Source organism: Shewanella basaltis, assembly GCF_023283885.1.
In the GTDB taxonomy this organism is placed as follows: domain Bacteria; phylum Pseudomonadota; class Gammaproteobacteria; order Enterobacterales; family Shewanellaceae; genus Shewanella; species Shewanella basaltis.
Genome location: NZ_JAKILA010000011.1, coordinates 65,614 through 81,644, shown reverse-complemented (window position 1 = coordinate 81,644; position 16,031 = coordinate 65,614). Strand labels below are relative to the sequence as shown.

Sequence of the window (16,031 nt, the reverse complement as noted above, 5' to 3'; positions counted from 1 at the left end):
AAAAATCCTTATGTAAAATGGCTTTAGGCAAATGAGCTGATAACCACAATGACAGCGTCAAAGGGGTTAATAACTTACTCTGCAATGATTAAGTTCATTGAGCAAAGATATTGTTAACGGTTGTGCCTTAGCATTTGTCTGCTTAACTAACTTGATGCAGCGAATCAACCCCAGATTAAATAATCGGTCGAGTGCGGTAATACAATAAACTTGGTAAAGCGAGCCCTACTGCAAGCGCACCTAAAATAAACACCGTTTTTAAACCGTTAAGAATCACCTGGGCAGTTAATTCTGGACTGACTTGGCTTTGCGCAGTTAATTGAATAAGCGCAATCACAGTATTGAAGGCATAGGTTCCTGGTACCATAGGAATAATTGCAGCAACAGCATACATTAATGGTGGTGCAAGATGACGTTTTGCAAACTGTATGGTGATGACACCCACCAATGCAGCGGCAACAAAAGTTGCCCACTCTATTGGCATAGAAAATTGCAGCAATAATGTTCTAAAGCTATGACCTATCGCACCTGCTATTGCACAATAAATTAAATACCGCTTAGGAACATTAAACACCATTGCAAACCCAACAGCAGGTATTGCAGAAAAAAAGGCGTCATGTAGTAAGACACTTAACAAATCCAGCATCAAAAGATTCCGCCCATTTGCATCGCAATCGTAATACCAATCACCGACGCCAAAGTTAACAAAGAGGCATGGCCCCACCGAGAAATACCAACATTCATGTGGCCTTTAACCATATCAGAAATGGCATTTATCAATGGGAAACCAGGAACTAACATCAATACACTGGCAGCCATCGTCGCTTGCGGAGTCGTTGTTATTGGCCAAACATAGCCAATTTGCGCAATAGCAGTAATCACAAAAGCAGTGATTGAAAAATTCACTAAAAGATTAAAGTGCTTAGATGCAAAAAATAACCTAACCATCATGCCAATAGAAGAAGCAAAAAAAGTTAGGATGCAGGCGATCAGATCACCATCAAACAAATGACAAAAACTGGCACAAGAGAGGCCAATCATAGGAACAACAGCAATGGCGGGGTAAGTGTTAGGTTTTATATGGGCTAAACGACGTCGTACTTCGTTTGCGCCATAAATCCCTTTTTCAGCTAAGATACAAATGCGTTGAAGTTCACAAATGACCATCATATTAATGCCGTGAGCACGAATACGCCGAGTCGTTGTGATGCAACGCCCATGTACAAGGCTTGTTAACACCAAGGCATTTGAGGAAATCGATAACTCAATACTGGCAAGCCCTAACGCTTTACCAAGGCGCTGGCTGATCTCTTCAACAAGATCAGACTCAGCACCATAGGCTAACAGTAACTGTGCGCAGCGTACAACAAGACGGGTTATATCATTTTGGCTATCTGCGTACACAATGTCCTCAAATGAATAAATTAACGTTGGTAAATAACTTCGACATCATAATCATCATCGTCGAAATCATCATCAAAGTCGTCATCATAATCTTCATTAAAGGCATCGTCGGCACCTTGATGATAGTTATCCCATTTAAACTCAACGTCTTCATCAGCAATAACTTCTTCTTCAACCACAGGAATGCTTTTAATGTAATCAAGCATCTTGATACTTAGCTCTTCAGTACCTGTACGGTTATAAGCAGACATGGTATATACATCACCCTGCCAATCAAGGGCTTTAACAATAGCATCTACTTTTTCTTGTAACTCTTCTTCAAGCAACAAGTCGGTTTTGTTAAATACTAACCAACGAGGTTTCGCGGCTAATTTAGGTGAGTATTTTTCTAATTCACCCACAATAGCGCGAGCTGAATGCACAGGGTCGCTGCCATCGATCGGCTCAATATCGATGATGTGTAACAACATACGACAACGCTCAAGATGCTTAAGGAAACGAATCCCTAAACCCGCACCTTCTGCAGCGCCCTCAATAAGACCCGGAATATCGGCAATAACAAAACTTTGACCAGGACGAGGATTAACAACCCCTAAATTAGGCACGAGCGTAGTAAATGGATAATCTGCCACTTTAGGCGTTGCGCGTGACACCGCACGAATAAATGTCGACTTACCGGCATTAGGCATACCTAATAAACCCACATCAGCAAGCAACAATAACTCAAGTTTAAGTGAACGAACTTCACCCGGTGTACCCAGTGTTTTTTGACGTGGTGCACGATTTGTACTGCTTTTAAATCGCGTATTACCTAAGCCGTGGAAACCACCTTTAGCAACAAGCAGTTTTTGTCCGTGGGTAGTTAAATCACCAAGTGATTCTTCAGTTTCTTGATCAATAGCACGCGTACCCACAGGCACTTGAAGAATCAAATCTGCGCCGCCTTGGCCCGTACAATCACGACCACGACCATTTGATCCTCGTTCAGCCATATGGAAACGAGTAAAACGATAATCAATCAGCGTGTTTAGGTTTTCGTTAGCCTGTAGATATACACTACCGCCATCGCCACCATCACCACCATCTGGACCACCATCTGGAACATATTTTTCGCGTCTAAAACTTACGCAACCGCTACCGCCGTCACCCGCTTCTACGCGAATATTCGCTTCATCAACAAACTTCATACTGACTCCTGACGCCACTTATTCTGTAATTATAACCCCAAATGAATGGGATTTGCAGGAAAGCGCTGAAGATAGCATTCATCACGATATCGCCTACTGCATACAAACAAAATCATTAAACTATCAACTGAAGTTTAATGATATAAAAAACACAAAAGCCCCACCATAGGCAGGGCTTTCGAGATCTAGCTTAGTAAAGAATTAAGCTTCGATGCTAATAAACTTACGGTTATTAGGACCTTTAACTTCAAACTTTACTTTACCGTCTGTTAATGCAAACAGAGTATGGTCACGACCAACACCCACATTTACACCAGCGTGGAATTTAGTACCACGTTGACGAACGATAATGTTACCAGCTAGAACTGATTCGCCGCCAAAGCGCTTAACACCAAGACGTTTACTTTCTGAATCGCGGCCGTTACGAGTAGAACCGCCAGCTTTTTTATGTGCCATGAGTTAGACTCCTAAATTATGCGTTAATCGCAGTGATTTTAACTTCAGTGAACCACTGACGGTGGCCCATCTTTTTGTCGTGGTGCTTACGACGACGGAACTTAACGATAGTAACTTTATCGCCGCGACCGTGGCCAACAACTTCAGCTACGACTTTACCGCCAGCAACTAAAGGAGCACCAACATGTACTGTTTCACCGTCAGCAATCAATAAAACTTGATCGAATTCTACGGTTTCACCAGTAGCAACTTCTAATTTTTCTAAACGAACTGTATGACCTTCAGCAACACGGTGTTGCTTTCCGCCACTTTGAAAAACAGCGTACATAGCTATTTTACTCCAAATGACTAACACACTAACTCATATAATTGACGAGACTAGGTGCTAAAAAACTTTTAATGACAATGGGCGCGGATTCTACGCGAAGATTTATCATCAGGCAAGCCCTAATTCACATTCAAATAAAAAAGAGCACATAACTGCACACTATTCACCAATAGATAATGTGCGTTTGCTAAAAATTAGCTACCATATTACCGGCTTATCGACACGCTTAAAGTCATTAACTAAATACTGTCACAGGTTAATGGCTCGCCCTGTGGTTGAACTTAACGGTTAAACCACGGCAACAGTAAACGCAATAAGCCACAGGTAGCAGTAACTCAATATGCATTGTGAAATACTTATTTAATACAATACTTACTTTGAAAAACAGCGTCGATATCCTGTAAGATATGCGCTCAAATTCGATATAATAAATAAAGGGTGCAAACCCTGTCGCCCAACAACCAGAGACTATTATGGATTTAAACGCCATTCGTCAACTGGCTGACACTGATATGCAAGCAGTCAATCAGCTGATATATAAACAACTTGAATCTGATGTAGCCCTGATTAATCAACTTGGTTATTACATCATCAATGGCGGTGGTAAGCGCTTACGTCCGTTATTATCAGTACTGGCAGCCAAAACGGTTGGCTATAAAGGTGAACATCACCTCAAACTTGCAGCCATTATCGAGTTTATTCACACAGCCTCATTATTACACGACGACGTGGTGGACGAGTCAACATTACGCCGCGGCCGTGAAACAGCCAACGCCCTTTTTGGAAATAGCGCGAGTGTGTTGGTTGGCGATTTCTTATATACGCGCTCATTTCAAATGATGACCGAACTTGACAGCATGAAAGTGCTTAAAGTGTTAGCACATACAACCAACGTGCTGGCTGAAGGTGAGGTTTTACAGTTAATGAACTGTAATGATCCTAATACCAGCGAAGAAAACTACATGCGGGTAATTTACTGTAAAACCGCCAAGTTATTTGAAGCCGCAACACAACTTGCAGGCGTATTGGCCGATGTCAGTGCTGAACAAGAACAAGCCCTTGGTGATTACGGTAAATTTTTAGGCACAGCATTTCAGCTCACTGACGACTTACTCGATTACACCGCTAATGCCGACGAACTGGGCAAAAACATCGGTGACGACTTAGCAGAAGGTAAACCCACCTTGCCATTGATCTATGCCATGGAGCATGGTTCTGAAACAGCAAAAAAACTGATAAGAGAAGCAATTGAACAAAGTGATGGAACCAAAGCCATCGACGAAATATTGTCAGCTTTACATGAATCAGGTGCGTTATTGTATACCCAAGAAAAGGCCCAAATCGAAGCACAAAAAGCCATCGATGCGTTAGCCATTTTCCCGGACAGTGATTATAAACAAGCTTTGATTTCGTTAGCGCATTTATCAGTTAATCGTAATAACTAACCTCAATAACGCACTTGTGCCTATCCGCATTAGCAAAAAGCTGTTAACAAAATGATTAGTGCGGTTTTGCGACAGCCATGAGGGCACAGTGCGTTAGACAACAACTGCTGTGCCCATACCGTTGACGACAACTGCCGCTGCGTGGTTTTTCTCTAGCGAATACCAATCCTAACAACCACGTTAAACCTGCCAGTCAATTTGGCTGTCGCCTTGCTCGACTAATATTTTATTGATGGTAGAGAAATGGCCACACCCAAAAAAACCACGATATGCAGACAATGGTGACGGATGCGGGCCCGTTAATACGGTATGCTGTGATGCGGTAATTAAACGACCTTTTTTTATCGCATGATTACCCCAAAACACGAATACAATGGGCCGTTCCTGCTGATTGAGCAGGCTTAAAACGTCATCAGTGAATGTTTCCCAGCCCAATTTAGCATGAGAGTGAGCGACCCCTTGCTCAACTGTCAGCACAGTATTGAGTAACAATACACCTTGCCTAGCCCACGCCGACAAGTCTCCATGATTTGGAATACAAAAGCCTTCAATATCATTACTGAGCTCCTTGTACATATTTGCTAATGACGGAGGCGGCTTGACTCCCTTTTTAACTGAAAATGACAGTCCATGCGCTTGATTAGGGCCATGATATGGGTCTTGCCCTAGCACAACCACTTTAACCTCATTTAGTGGCGTTAAATCAAATGCTGTAAACACCTCATTTTCTGGCGGGTAAATCACTTTTCCCTGCCCGCGTTGAGACGCGATACATTGTTGTAGCTGCTGAAAATAGAATTGACACGATTGCTGTGCTAAGAAAGTTTGCCAGCTAGTCACCATGTGACTTCCTCTTTGAATAAACAGGCCCTAAAAATATGATGCCATGGCAAAACGAGAAACACGAGCCAACATCAAAAAATCAAGCCTATTTTCAACGGGGTTAACAAGCACTTTTGAGTTAACATTGTTCCTAACTAGCAACAATACAATATAGCTTGAGATCTCAATCGCCAATTTATTACCTGATATTTTCAATAGAAATCGTTACACTCAAGGGAAACTTACTCACCGACAAAGTGGATCTGATGTCTGAACAAAAAACCGAACTCACCATGTACCAAATTGCCGATCAATTTATCGCACTTGCTAATCAACTGAGCCAACAAGAAAACGACATTGGTAAAGTAGGCACCGCAATGAGATTTGCCGCCGCTCGCTATAACGCGTTTGAAGCTGCAATTAAGTCTACTGATTTAGCCGCTGAAAAAGACAATGCCCTAGAGTGGTTTTCAAATGAATTTAAAGCGATGCTCAATGAAAATTTAGACGACCACATTGTTAACCCGCCTATCCCTGTGCAAAAACCAACAGATGAAGCCGTCGAAATCTTTAAATCAGAATAACGATATGCCTTATCGGTAAAAATTAAGCCATCAACTTTGATGGCTTAATTGCTTAAAATAGTGAGTAAATAACTCTTATTGCCAACAAAATTAACACCACCCCAGATAATCTATCTATCAATTGTGACTTTTCCCGTAACTTAGGTAACACCGCAGAATGCGATAACACAAAAGCAATAATGGTATACCATAATCCATCAATCACTAATGGGGTAAGTACAATCAAGCCTTGCCCGACAGGAGTTTGCGCCGCAAGCACAAACTGACTAAACAATGCCAAAAAAAATAGTAAAATCTTTGGGTTAAATAATGAAATAGCAAGACCATCACGTGCCGCTTCCCATAAGCTACTTGGTTTTCCAGCCGCTAAGGTTTGCTGCGTTCCCCCTTTAGACTGTAATGCTTGTATGCCAATCCAAGCCAAATATAGCGCCCCTATTAAGGCTATGGCATTAAAAATCACTGGCGAAGCCTTAAGCACAACCGCTAAGCCTAATAAGGTCACTAATGCATAAATACCAATTCCAATAGAATGTGCCCATGCGCAAACCACACCATGCAGTCTCCCGCCACTTAATGTGTGTCTTACTACCATGGCTAAACTCGGGCCGGGCGACATCGCCCCCAAACAACAAATTGCCAACAATCCTAACCAAGCACTAAACGTCATAACACCTCTTTTTTATGTTGAATTTTAACCGCCAGTTAAGCGAGCGCTGCTAATGTTACCTTACTTTGCACTCTCATAAATAACAGACTATATGACAATTTTAATGATGATATTACTGGCGGTATTATTTACTGCTGTTGTGGGTCTCATTTGGGCTAAAACAAAAGGTAAGGCAATCCCAACACTTGTGATTATTATGCTTGCATTCATGGGCCTGTGTTTTGCTGGAGTCATTGCATTTGTTAATAAAGGCGAAAATTACTTAGCTCATCAAACGTTACGCTGGCAGGCACTAGAGCCTGATAAAATTACACAATATGTATCCCAAGGTCACACAGTGTTTGTCGATATTACTGCCGATTGGTGTGTCCCCTGCCAAACCAATAAGGCCAATGTATTGCATCGCGAGCAGGTGGTAAACCAACTTAACCAAGCACATATTATATTAATGCAAGGCAATTGGACTCAATCAGATGAGGTTATTGAACGTTATATGGGCCAGCAAGCCGTTGCCGGTACACCATTTAATAAAGTTTATGGACCAGGGTACCCACAAGGCATAGAACTGCCAAAAGCACTGATGATTGATGACATACCAAAAGCTTTAGCTTTAGTGAATAATACCATTGCGCGTTAATAAGTGATTAAAGTTTACAGGGCTTAAGGCAGATGGCTGAATGAAAAGTGGTTCTCCTTCTAAGTCATGCAACGCAGTGCCCTCGACGCTTTGTGTTGCATTCTCGCTATTTGAAAAGAAACAACCATGACGACATAGCGACGCCTTAATCAAAAACCGCTAGACGCATTCAAAGTGGTCATTTAGTAATGCGCAATGGTATTAATATCTAGGGCCTGTTGACCTTTCAAGGATGTTTTTGCAGCGAATTGTTGGCCATGACTCATATACAAGTGCGCGGCGGAGACTTTGAGATGTAGTTATGCTACATAAAAAGTCGATAACGCAGTAAAAATGACCAACAAACGCTGCCCACAGGGTTCGGCTAAAAACGTTTTACTCTTTGTTGAACGATTCTTTATAAATAAAGAGTTACTTAACCTCAGCTCTGGATAACAAACGCCTTTCAAGCAGTCCTTTGCCTTCCTCACTGCGTTGAATTAACTTGCAATAGGCTAGCTATTGACGCGTTAATTCGCCTTGTTAGCAAAACAAATCACAAGCTTGACAGTGGATTTTAGTCAATCTATTGATTTATATCGTTATCAATAAATCTCTTATCCAGAGTTGAGGTTACTTAAGTGACTAGGCTACAATCCATTCGCCTCGATTAACACGTTTTTAACTCGAACAAAACTCAACCAGCAAAGATCAACAGGCCCTAGGTCACACAAATAAAAAAGACTGCCGAAGCAGTCTTTTTTCAATGCTATTTCATCACGTTCTAGAAACGATAGTTTACACGGCCATAGTAGAAACCGCCGTTGTAATCAAATGGACCACTTTCGTAGTACACTGCACCTAACACACCTAGAGTACCGTCTTTTAGCTTCTCAGCTTCTTGATCGAAGATGTTGTTGGCACCAACAGACACGGTTAAGTTATCCATTACTGCGTAGCTCACTTCAAGGTCAACCGTTACAGCAGAACCTGCCATTTCAGAACCCCAATCAGAAGTGTCATCAGCATGAGTTGCGTAGTATTCACCAAAGTAGTTACCACGAACAGACATACTTAGGTCATCCCAGCTTTGTCCCCATGTCAATGTAGCACGGTGCGCAGGAATACCGTCTTCTAAACGACGCACTTTGCCCGCATCAGTTGTTGTCTCATCGTATTTATCAACGTTAGTGTCAGTCCAGCCATAAGCTAAACTAAATTTAGCATCACCAGAAAACAGGTCCATGCTGTAAGAACCGACGATATCAACACCTTGAGTGGTTGTATCAAAGTCATTGGTGTAATAAGTTACCGCAGAAATTAACTCCGGAAACTCAACTCCAGCCGCTCTTAATGCATCATAGTCACTTTCTTCAACCGTAATTTGACTAGATTGAGCAATACGACCTGTTACTTCAATATTGTAGTAATCAACCGTTAAGAATAGGTTCTCGTATTCATACACAAAACCTGCGGCATAACTGACAGACTCTTCAGGTTTTAACGTTTCACCACCATAGAAAGCTGACAATGGGTTAGTTGGTGGCGCGATAAAGGTCTGGATCAAATCACCGTTAACAATCGATGTTTGAGTGTTTACTACGTTTTCTTGACCAACCGTTGGTGCGCGAAAACCCGTGCTGTGAGAAGCACGGAACGACAACTCGTCAGTAGCCATGTACTGAGCGGTTAACTTGTAGTTTAGCGTATCACCAAAGGTTGAGAAGTTTTCATAACGCAATGCAACCCCAACCAAGAACTCATCGGTCAAATATGCTTCAACATCGGTATAAACACCGATATTGTTACGCTTGTTTTTACCTGCCGATTCTGGACCAAACCCTTTAAAACCGTGTGAACCAATGTTAAAGCCTTGGTCTGCATATGGGCCTGCAATCCAAGAAGCTTCTTCACCTTGACCAATTTCAAACGACTCTTCACGCCATTCAAAACCAGTAGCAAAGCTAATGTCTTCTAAACCACCGATAGTCACAAAACGATTCATATCAACGTTGAAGGTTGTCTCTACTTGCTCATAAGAACCTGTATCGAAGTCGGTTGGAGTCTCTAAACCCAAAGATGGGTTAAGTGAATTTTTTAAACCGAAGCTGGCTTTGTTGCTACCAGTACCAGCACTTACATCATACATCCACTCGCCTGACTCACCTTTAATACCAGCAAAGAAAGACATGTCTTCAATTTTACCAGTAAACTGAGGTGTATAGCCGCCCGGACGAATTTGGTTCATAGAGAAACAGTTTGGATCAGCCACCATAGCTAAGTATTCAGGTGTATCAAGCACGTTATCAACGTTTGCAGGCACAATGCTACAAGTTGATTGATCGCCATTTACCGCACCAACTAATAACGTTTCACCACCGTCATTTGAATAAACGTTGCCACGATTGTGCGGGTTACGGTAATAGAAACCACCTGTTGCTTCGCGTGATGAAACGTTACCAAATGCGTACAATTGGGTGTTGTCGTTTAGGTCATACCCTGAGTTTACAAACACGGTAAAATCATCGTTAATCTCTGGGTTACCCCAGGTTTGTGCAGGGTCTTGAATGAATTCATTACCCGCAGCAGCAATGGCAGCGGCATCTGGACGCTGTACACTACGACTGGTTGCATCCGCAGTTTTATATTGCGCACTGATATTAACAAAACCATCATCAGACAAAGGTAAACCAAGGTTACCGTCGATGGTTGTTGCCGCGCCGTCACCTTCGTAGTACTCACCTTGGCTAACGGTAATCGAGCCGCCATCTGAGTCATCTTTTAAAACAAAGTTCATCACACCGGCAATGGCGTCCGAACCGTACTGCGCGGCAGCACCGTCACGTAAAACTTCAACTTGCTTTAACGCAACACCAGGAATAACTGAAATATCTGGGCCTTGAGCACCGTCGTTAATACCACCACCTTGGAATGCAATAACCGATGCACGGTGGCGACGCTTACCGTTAACTAAAATAAGCGTACTGTCTGACGGCAAACCACGTAAGTTTACAGGACGAACAAGTGTTGCAGCATCACTAATAGGTTGTGCACGCGAGTTAAAAGACGGCACTGAAGTCACTAACATGTCAATCATGTCAGTTGAACCGTTTTTCTTTAAATCATCGCTGCTGATAATATCAACTGGAACTGGCGAGTCACCAATTGAACGAGGAGCTGCACGAGAACCGACTACAGCAATTTTTTCGACATTTTCTTTCACTGCCTCTTCGTCAGCAGCAAAAGCTTGAGAGCTCATTGCTGTTCCGGCAAGTGCAAATGAAATGGCTAAACTCAATGAGCTCACACCAAACTTAGTTTTTTTTGATTGCATCATTATTTTCTTCCCAACTACTTATTATTGTATTTTCAACTTGTTTTTTGGGTGATTCAGTCCCAAAAACAGTTCCTTCCGGTTGAAATAATCCCTATCTCAGATACATTTTTATAACAACCAAAACACAATTGCTAACACTTTCTGACACAATTAAGCATCAACTAAACAATAAATAGGTGAAAAATATCTTAATACGCTGATTTAATGAGACATTCATCACAACACTCATTTTTTTCATCAATCTAGCTTTTGCTGATAAAACAACCAAAAAAATCATGCGTAAACATTAATTTACGTTTTAAACACACTCTTTTTTATTCTCATTAAGCCCAGCTGCGATTAATCAAAATCAATTTTAAACTCAACCTTTGCCAATTAATCTTTACCCGTGTAGGTTAGTTAAACAATCTAAACGGACGTTTGATTTAATCACAATAACAGCCCAAAATTTAAAGGGGATAAGCATGGCTTATGATGCAGATTCAACACTCGATTTACAGCAATACACTTCCATCGTCGATCTTATTGAAAAGTCTTGTCACAAGTTTGCAGATAACACCGCATATGCCTGCCTAGGAAAAAACACCACCTTCAAGGAAATAGAACAAGACTCTCGCCATTTTGCCGCCTACCTCCAACATTGCACAGACCTGCAACCAGGCGACAAAGTTGCGCTACAGTTACCCAACATTACCCAGTTTGTTATTGCCGCCTATGGCATCATTAGAGCAGGCATGGTGTTAGTTAACACCAACCCTATGTACACCGAACGGGAACTGACACACCAATTTAATGATTCGGGTGCAAAAGCATTAGTCGTGTTATCTGATTTGTTACCTACATTAGTTAATGTGGTCAACAACACGGGGGTTGAGCTCGTTATTTCAACTCATGCCATGGATCTCATTCAGCCACAACCCCAGCCAGACACACCGTTTGCCACAGTGACATTTTTAGCCGTGTTAAACGAAGGAGCAAAGCACCCTTATCTTGCTGTTAAGCCGACACATAATGATTTAATCGCCTTACAATACACCGGCGGTACAACAGGTTTATCAAAGGGTGCCATGCTCAATCATGGCAACCTTTTAGCTAACTCAGCTCAAGTCAAATCACGCATAGCAAGCACAATGAATCCTGGGCATGACGTATTTGTTGCTCCTTTACCGATTTATCATATTTACGCTTTTATGGTGAATTTAGTGCTGTATTTCGAATCAGGAAGTTGCTCTGTGCTGATCCCTAATCCACGTGACATTTCTGGATTAATTAACACCATGAAAGCATACCCCTTTACTGGGTTTGCAGGCTTAAACACTTTATTTGTTGGGCTTTGTCACCAGCCGGAGTTTAAAGCTTTAGATTTCAGCAAGATGACCATTACAATTTCAGGCGGCACGGCACTGACCAGTGCTGCGGCAAATTTATGGCAACAAACCACAGGTTGTATGATTTCAGAAGGATATGGTTTATCTGAAACATCACCAGTAGTGAGCCTAAACTCCCCAGGCTACCAACGCTTAGGTACCATTGGCAAACCCGTATTAGGCACAGAGGTTAAAGTGCTTGATATGGATGATAAAGAGGTTGCTACCGGCCAAGCAGGAGAGTTAGCGGTTCGTGGGCCACAAGTTATGCAAGGCTATTGGAATAAACCAGAAGAAACAGCCAAAGTCATGACACAAGATGGCTTCTTTAAAACCGGTGACATTGGCATTGCTAGCGAAGACGGTTACCACACCATAGTTGATCGTAAAAAAGATATGATTATTGTGTCGGGGTTTAATGTTTACCCAAATGAGGTCGAAGATGTGCTTTCAACCAATGAGCTGGTCCTTGAATGTGCGGTTGTTGGAGTTGACGATGAGCGGACAGGTGAAGCCGTAAAAGCCGTTATCGTATTAAAACAGCCCTCAACAGACATCGAAGCAACTCAACAAGCGATTAATGATTATTGCCGAAGCCAACTGACCGCATACAAGGTGCCACGGATTATTGAATTTACAGCGCAGCTTCCTAAAAGTACTGTAGGTAAAATTTTACGCAGAGAGTTGCGCAAATAAACACAAAATTGCACTGCAATTGATACAAAAAAGATGCCGAGGCATCTTTTTTTTTACTCAGTCAACACAGTATCGTTCTCCATTAATAATACCATTCGCATTAATAAACCTGAGCTCGGGATAATAAATGCCTTTCAAACAGTCCTTTGCCCTGCTCACTGCGCTGAATCGACTTACAATAGGCTAGCTATTGACGCGTCAATTCGCCTTGTTAGCAGAACAAATGACAAGCTTGAAAGTGAGAATGGGTAACATGTTGATTTTAAATAGTATAAGTTCATCCCTTACCCCGAACTCAGGTTAATAAGTGACCACTGCGAATGCGTCCAGCGTTTTTTGATTAAGGCGTCGCTATGCAGTAATGGTTGTTCCCTTTCAAATAGCGAGAACGTAAAGCAAAAGCCGCTGGGGCATTCCTTTTTGGCGAGTTTTAAAAGGGCTTATACTGCGTTGCATGACTTCGAAAGAGAATCTATTCATTCAGTCATTCGCCTTGTTTAAGCCCTTTTAAATTCTCGCTGAGAGATCACTTGCTAACGCGCAATGGTATAACTGAAGGCTAGCAAATTCGCGATACAAATCATTACTTTCCATTAGTTCACTGTGCGTTCCACAAGCGACCAGTTGCCCCTTATCCATTACAAAAATCCGATCAGCATTAATTACCGTCGCAAGACGATGGGCAATAATCACTGTGGTTCGATCCGCCATTAATGAGTCAAGTGCTTGCTTGACTTTTACTTCGCTCACCGCATCTAAAGCGCTGGTTGCTTCATCAAGCAACAGTATCGGCCTGTCGGCGAGAATAGCTCGAGCAATGGCAATGCGCTGTTTTTGCCCGCCCGACAACCTTACCCCACGCTCGCCTAAATACGTTGAATAACCTTCTGCAAACTCCCTAATAAACTCATCCGCTTTTGCTGCAATACAAGCCTGGATCACTTCATCGTTGCTTGCATCTAAGCGGCCATAGCGAACATTATCAAACACATTCATCGCAAAAATTACCGACTCTTGTGGAACCAAGGCATACTGTTGGCGTAAATCCGTTAATGATAATGTCGAAATATCCACATCATCTAACAAAATTCGGCCCGCTTTAGGCTGATAAAACCGCATCATTAATTCAAACAATGTGCTTTTACCCGCACCGCTTGGCCCAACGAGCGCAACACGCTCACCAGGTTTAATGGCTAACGACAACTGCCTAATTACGTGTTGCTCACTGTCTGAAGGATATGCAAACACGACATTATCAAACAATAATGCCCCCTTTACCGGTAAAGTTAATTGGTTTGGTTGCGCCAGTTGCAAAATATCAACCGGCGTATCAACCAACTCCATTAAACGCTCAGCGGCCCCTGATGCACGCTGTATTTCACTGAATACCTCGCTAATCGTTGCCACAGACCCAGCAACCATGACGGCATAAAACATAAATGCAGATAGCTCTCCACCTGAAATATTGCCGCTCATGACATCTTTAGCCCCAACCCAGGTAACAAAAGCAATGGCGCCAATACTTAAAAACATCACAGTCGAAATCAATAACGCTCTATATTTAATCCGTCCCTTGGCCACCGCCATCACAGCCTCGACACGTTCGGCAAATAATTGGCGATCTTTGGTTTCATGGGTATACGCTTGAACGGTATGAATTTCGTGCAGGGTTTCATCGATATATGCTCCTAAATCCCCCACCCTATCTTGGCTTTTACGCGACAACAGCCTTACTTTTCTGCCAAAAAAAGTCACAGGTCCCAACACCAAAGGCACAGCTAACAGCACTAATGCAGTTAGTTTTATGCTGGTAAACCCCATCATCGCAATACCGCCCAACACGGTAACACCTGATCTTAATGCCATTGATAAACTCGACCCCACGACACTTTGGATCAGCGTGCTGTCTGCAGTAAATCGAGAAATCACCTCACCCGTTCGTTGAGTCGCAAAAAAGCCTGGCGATAACGACAACAGATGCTGATAAACCTGCAAACGAATATCCGCACTCACTCGCTCTCCTAGCCAGGTCATTAAATAAAATCGACAAAAAACTGCCGCGCCGCTGATTGCGGTAATACCAACAATCATTAACATAATCTCATTGAGCCGGGCAGCATTGTCGGCAATAAATCCTTCATCAACCATCATTTTTACCCCCTGCCCTAGGGATAACCAGGCAAGCGAGCCAATAAACAGAAACACAATGGCAGCAACAACCTTGCATTTATAAAGGGATAAAAAGTGCACAATCCAGGGTAAAACACGAGGTGAGTTTGTTATATTAGCGGTCGAGTTAGATGTCTCAGTAACAGAAGATGGCGTTGTCGGTAAATTGGTCACAGTATTAACCAGCAAATAAAACTAGGATAAACTGATAGTAACAACAAAACAGAGGATTGTAGATGCCTTGTTTAATACTCGCTGAGTCATCATTATTAATCCGCAATGGTATTATCAGCTCAGCCGTTCAAAACACCGACGCCCAGAACACATAACAACAAGAAACCGATTATGCAAAATACGCTAAATAAACCGACAGGATTTACCTTGGTAGAACTCGTCGTGGTCATCATTGTATTAGCCATTCTAGCGATTGTTGCCAGTGGCAAATTAATTAGCTTACGCAAAAATGCCATTGTATCGACAATGGAAGGGATGGAAACCGCTATGCAATCAGCGGCGACGTTAACTTACTCAAAAGCCACCATTGCTGGAGTAGAAAAACTGGCAAGCACAACCCTCAATATTGATGGAACTACGGTAAGCTTGGCCTATGGTTATCCCAACGGAACCGCCGCAGGGATTGCAATGTTAATGGATGTACCTCAAGGCGACTGGCAAAAGCGAGCCAGTGTGTACAGCGGAGCCTGGGTTTATTGGCATGGCGTGATAAATGAAGATGCTGGCGTTGCACAATGTTATTTGCGTTACAGGCAGGCCACATCAAGCACTGCAAGGCCTGTTATTGATGTTCAAACCAGCGGTTGTTAACTGCTGGTTAGTTTATACCAATCAGCACAAAAATATGATCATGCTTACTGGTTAACACCGCTTATCGTTTTATTGAAGGCATTGTTAAATATACCACCTAAAAAACAACAGCTTAACTAAACATT

At 42.4% G+C, this 16,031-nt stretch carries 14 protein-coding genes; 5 read left to right on the top strand and 9 right to left on the bottom strand.

Features of this window, described 5'->3' with window-relative positions:
* Window positions 1-175 precede the first annotated feature (175 nt).
* The 5 genes from L2703_RS09860 to rplU all read right to left on the bottom strand — a co-directional run bounded on the left by L2703_RS09860 (window position 176) and on the right by rplU (window position 3,375).
* Window positions 176-646 (bottom strand): threonine/serine exporter family protein, encoded by a 471-nt coding sequence (locus L2703_RS09860; protein ID WP_248970920.1) that lies wholly within the window; start codon window positions 644-646, stop codon window positions 176-178.
* A complete protein-coding gene (locus L2703_RS09855; protein WP_248970919.1) occupies window positions 646-1,404 on the bottom strand; it encodes a threonine/serine exporter family protein in 759 nt (252 codons plus the stop codon). The genes L2703_RS09860 and L2703_RS09855 overlap by 1 nt, the downstream gene beginning before the upstream one ends.
* A 20-nt stretch (window positions 1,405-1,424) precedes the next feature.
* Window positions 1,425-2,591 carry an Obg family GTPase CgtA gene (gene cgtA / locus L2703_RS09850; protein WP_248970918.1) on the bottom strand — a complete coding sequence of 389 codons (1,167 nt, stop codon included), beginning with the start codon at window positions 2,589-2,591 and terminating at the stop codon, window positions 1,425-1,427.
* A 201-nt stretch (window positions 2,592-2,792) separates the two neighbouring features.
* Window positions 2,793-3,047, bottom strand: coding sequence for a 50S ribosomal protein L27 (rpmA, locus tag L2703_RS09845; RefSeq protein ID WP_011621691.1), 255 nt, complete (start codon window positions 3,045-3,047; stop codon window positions 2,793-2,795).
* A 16-nt stretch (window positions 3,048-3,063) separates the two neighbouring features.
* Complete coding sequence (gene rplU / locus L2703_RS09840) at window positions 3,064-3,375, bottom strand: 50S ribosomal protein L21 (RefSeq protein ID WP_248970917.1); 312 nt, start codon at window positions 3,373-3,375, stop codon at window positions 3,064-3,066.
* A gap of 473 nt (window positions 3,376-3,848) precedes the next feature.
* On the opposite strand from rplU, the gene ispB reads away from it, so the two are divergent.
* A complete protein-coding gene (ispB, locus tag L2703_RS09835) occupies window positions 3,849-4,820 on the top strand; it encodes an octaprenyl diphosphate synthase (protein WP_248970916.1) in 972 nt (323 codons plus the stop codon).
* Window positions 4,821-5,000: 180 nt separating this feature from the next.
* On the opposite strand, the gene ung is transcribed toward ispB, so the two are convergent.
* Window positions 5,001-5,663 carry a uracil-DNA glycosylase gene (gene ung, locus L2703_RS09830; protein WP_248970915.1) on the bottom strand — a complete coding sequence of 221 codons (663 nt, stop codon included), beginning with the start codon at window positions 5,661-5,663 and terminating at the stop codon, window positions 5,001-5,003.
* A gap of 245 nt (window positions 5,664-5,908) precedes the next feature.
* Here ung and L2703_RS09825 point away from each other — a divergent pair, with 245 nt between their 5' ends.
* Window positions 5,909-6,226 carry a DUF3144 domain-containing protein gene (locus L2703_RS09825; protein ID WP_248970914.1) on the top strand — a complete coding sequence of 106 codons (318 nt, stop codon included), beginning with the start codon at window positions 5,909-5,911 and terminating at the stop codon, window positions 6,224-6,226.
* A gap of 52 nt (window positions 6,227-6,278) precedes the next feature.
* On the opposite strand, the gene L2703_RS09820 is transcribed toward L2703_RS09825, so the two are convergent.
* The gene (locus L2703_RS09820) at window positions 6,279-6,896 is read right to left on the bottom strand and encodes a LysE family translocator (RefSeq protein WP_248970913.1); all 618 of its coding nucleotides are present in this window, start codon (window positions 6,894-6,896) and stop codon (window positions 6,279-6,281) included.
* A 103-nt stretch (window positions 6,897-6,999) separates the two neighbouring features.
* Between L2703_RS09820 and L2703_RS09815 the strand changes: the two genes are divergently transcribed.
* Window positions 7,000-7,533 (top strand): thioredoxin family protein, encoded by a 534-nt coding sequence (locus L2703_RS09815; RefSeq protein ID WP_248970912.1) that lies wholly within the window; start codon window positions 7,000-7,002, stop codon window positions 7,531-7,533.
* A gap of 763 nt (window positions 7,534-8,296) precedes the next feature.
* Here L2703_RS09815 and L2703_RS09810 read toward each other — a convergent pair.
* A complete protein-coding gene (locus L2703_RS09810) occupies window positions 8,297-10,849 on the bottom strand; it encodes a TonB-dependent receptor plug domain-containing protein (protein WP_248970911.1) in 2,553 nt (850 codons plus the stop codon).
* 464 nt (window positions 10,850-11,313) lie between these two features.
* Here L2703_RS09810 and L2703_RS09805 point away from each other — a divergent pair, with 464 nt between their 5' ends.
* On the top strand, window positions 11,314-12,912 hold the full coding sequence (locus L2703_RS09805; RefSeq protein ID WP_248970910.1) for an AMP-binding protein: 1,599 nt from the start codon (window positions 11,314-11,316) through the stop codon (window positions 12,910-12,912).
* A 507-nt stretch (window positions 12,913-13,419) separates the two neighbouring features.
* Here L2703_RS09805 and L2703_RS09800 read toward each other — a convergent pair.
* Complete coding sequence (locus tag L2703_RS09800; RefSeq protein WP_248970963.1) at window positions 13,420-15,195, bottom strand: ABC transporter transmembrane domain-containing protein; 1,776 nt, start codon at window positions 15,193-15,195, stop codon at window positions 13,420-13,422.
* 231 nt (window positions 15,196-15,426) lie between these two features.
* Between L2703_RS09800 and L2703_RS09795 the strand changes: the two genes are divergently transcribed.
* The gene (locus tag L2703_RS09795; RefSeq protein ID WP_248970909.1) at window positions 15,427-15,906 is read left to right on the top strand and encodes a prepilin-type N-terminal cleavage/methylation domain-containing protein; all 480 of its coding nucleotides are present in this window, start codon (window positions 15,427-15,429) and stop codon (window positions 15,904-15,906) included.
* The last annotated feature ends 125 nt before the right edge of the window (window positions 15,907-16,031 follow it).

What these genes read in the sequence shown, in the direction of transcription:
- L2703_RS09860 (WP_248970920.1), bottom strand. Translation starts at nt 646, where the DNA reads ATGCTGGATTTGTTAAGTGTCTTACTACATGACGCCTTTTTTTCTGCA.
- cgtA (WP_248970918.1), bottom strand. Translation starts at nt 2,591, where the DNA reads ATGAAGTTTGTTGATGAAGCGAATATTCGCGTAGAAGCGGGTGACGGC.
- rpmA (WP_011621691.1), bottom strand. Translation starts at nt 3,047, where the DNA reads ATGGCACATAAAAAAGCTGGCGGTTCTACTCGTAACGGCCGCGATTCA.
- rplU (WP_248970917.1), bottom strand. Translation starts at nt 3,375, where the DNA reads ATGTACGCTGTTTTTCAAAGTGGCGGAAAGCAACACCGTGTTGCTGAA.
- ispB (WP_248970916.1), top strand. Translation starts at nt 3,849, where the DNA reads ATGGATTTAAACGCCATTCGTCAACTGGCTGACACTGATATGCAAGCA.
- ung (WP_248970915.1), bottom strand. Translation starts at nt 5,663, where the DNA reads ATGGTGACTAGCTGGCAAACTTTCTTAGCACAGCAATCGTGTCAATTC.
- L2703_RS09825 (WP_248970914.1), top strand. Translation starts at nt 5,909, where the DNA reads ATGTCTGAACAAAAAACCGAACTCACCATGTACCAAATTGCCGATCAA.
- L2703_RS09820 (WP_248970913.1), bottom strand. Translation starts at nt 6,896, where the DNA reads ATGACGTTTAGTGCTTGGTTAGGATTGTTGGCAATTTGTTGTTTGGGG.
- L2703_RS09815 (WP_248970912.1), top strand. Translation starts at nt 7,000, where the DNA reads ATGATGATATTACTGGCGGTATTATTTACTGCTGTTGTGGGTCTCATT.
- L2703_RS09810 (WP_248970911.1), bottom strand. Translation starts at nt 10,849, where the DNA reads ATGATGCAATCAAAAAAAACTAAGTTTGGTGTGAGCTCATTGAGTTTA.
- L2703_RS09805 (WP_248970910.1), top strand. Translation starts at nt 11,314, where the DNA reads ATGGCTTATGATGCAGATTCAACACTCGATTTACAGCAATACACTTCC.
- L2703_RS09795 (WP_248970909.1), top strand. Translation starts at nt 15,427, where the DNA reads ATGCAAAATACGCTAAATAAACCGACAGGATTTACCTTGGTAGAACTC.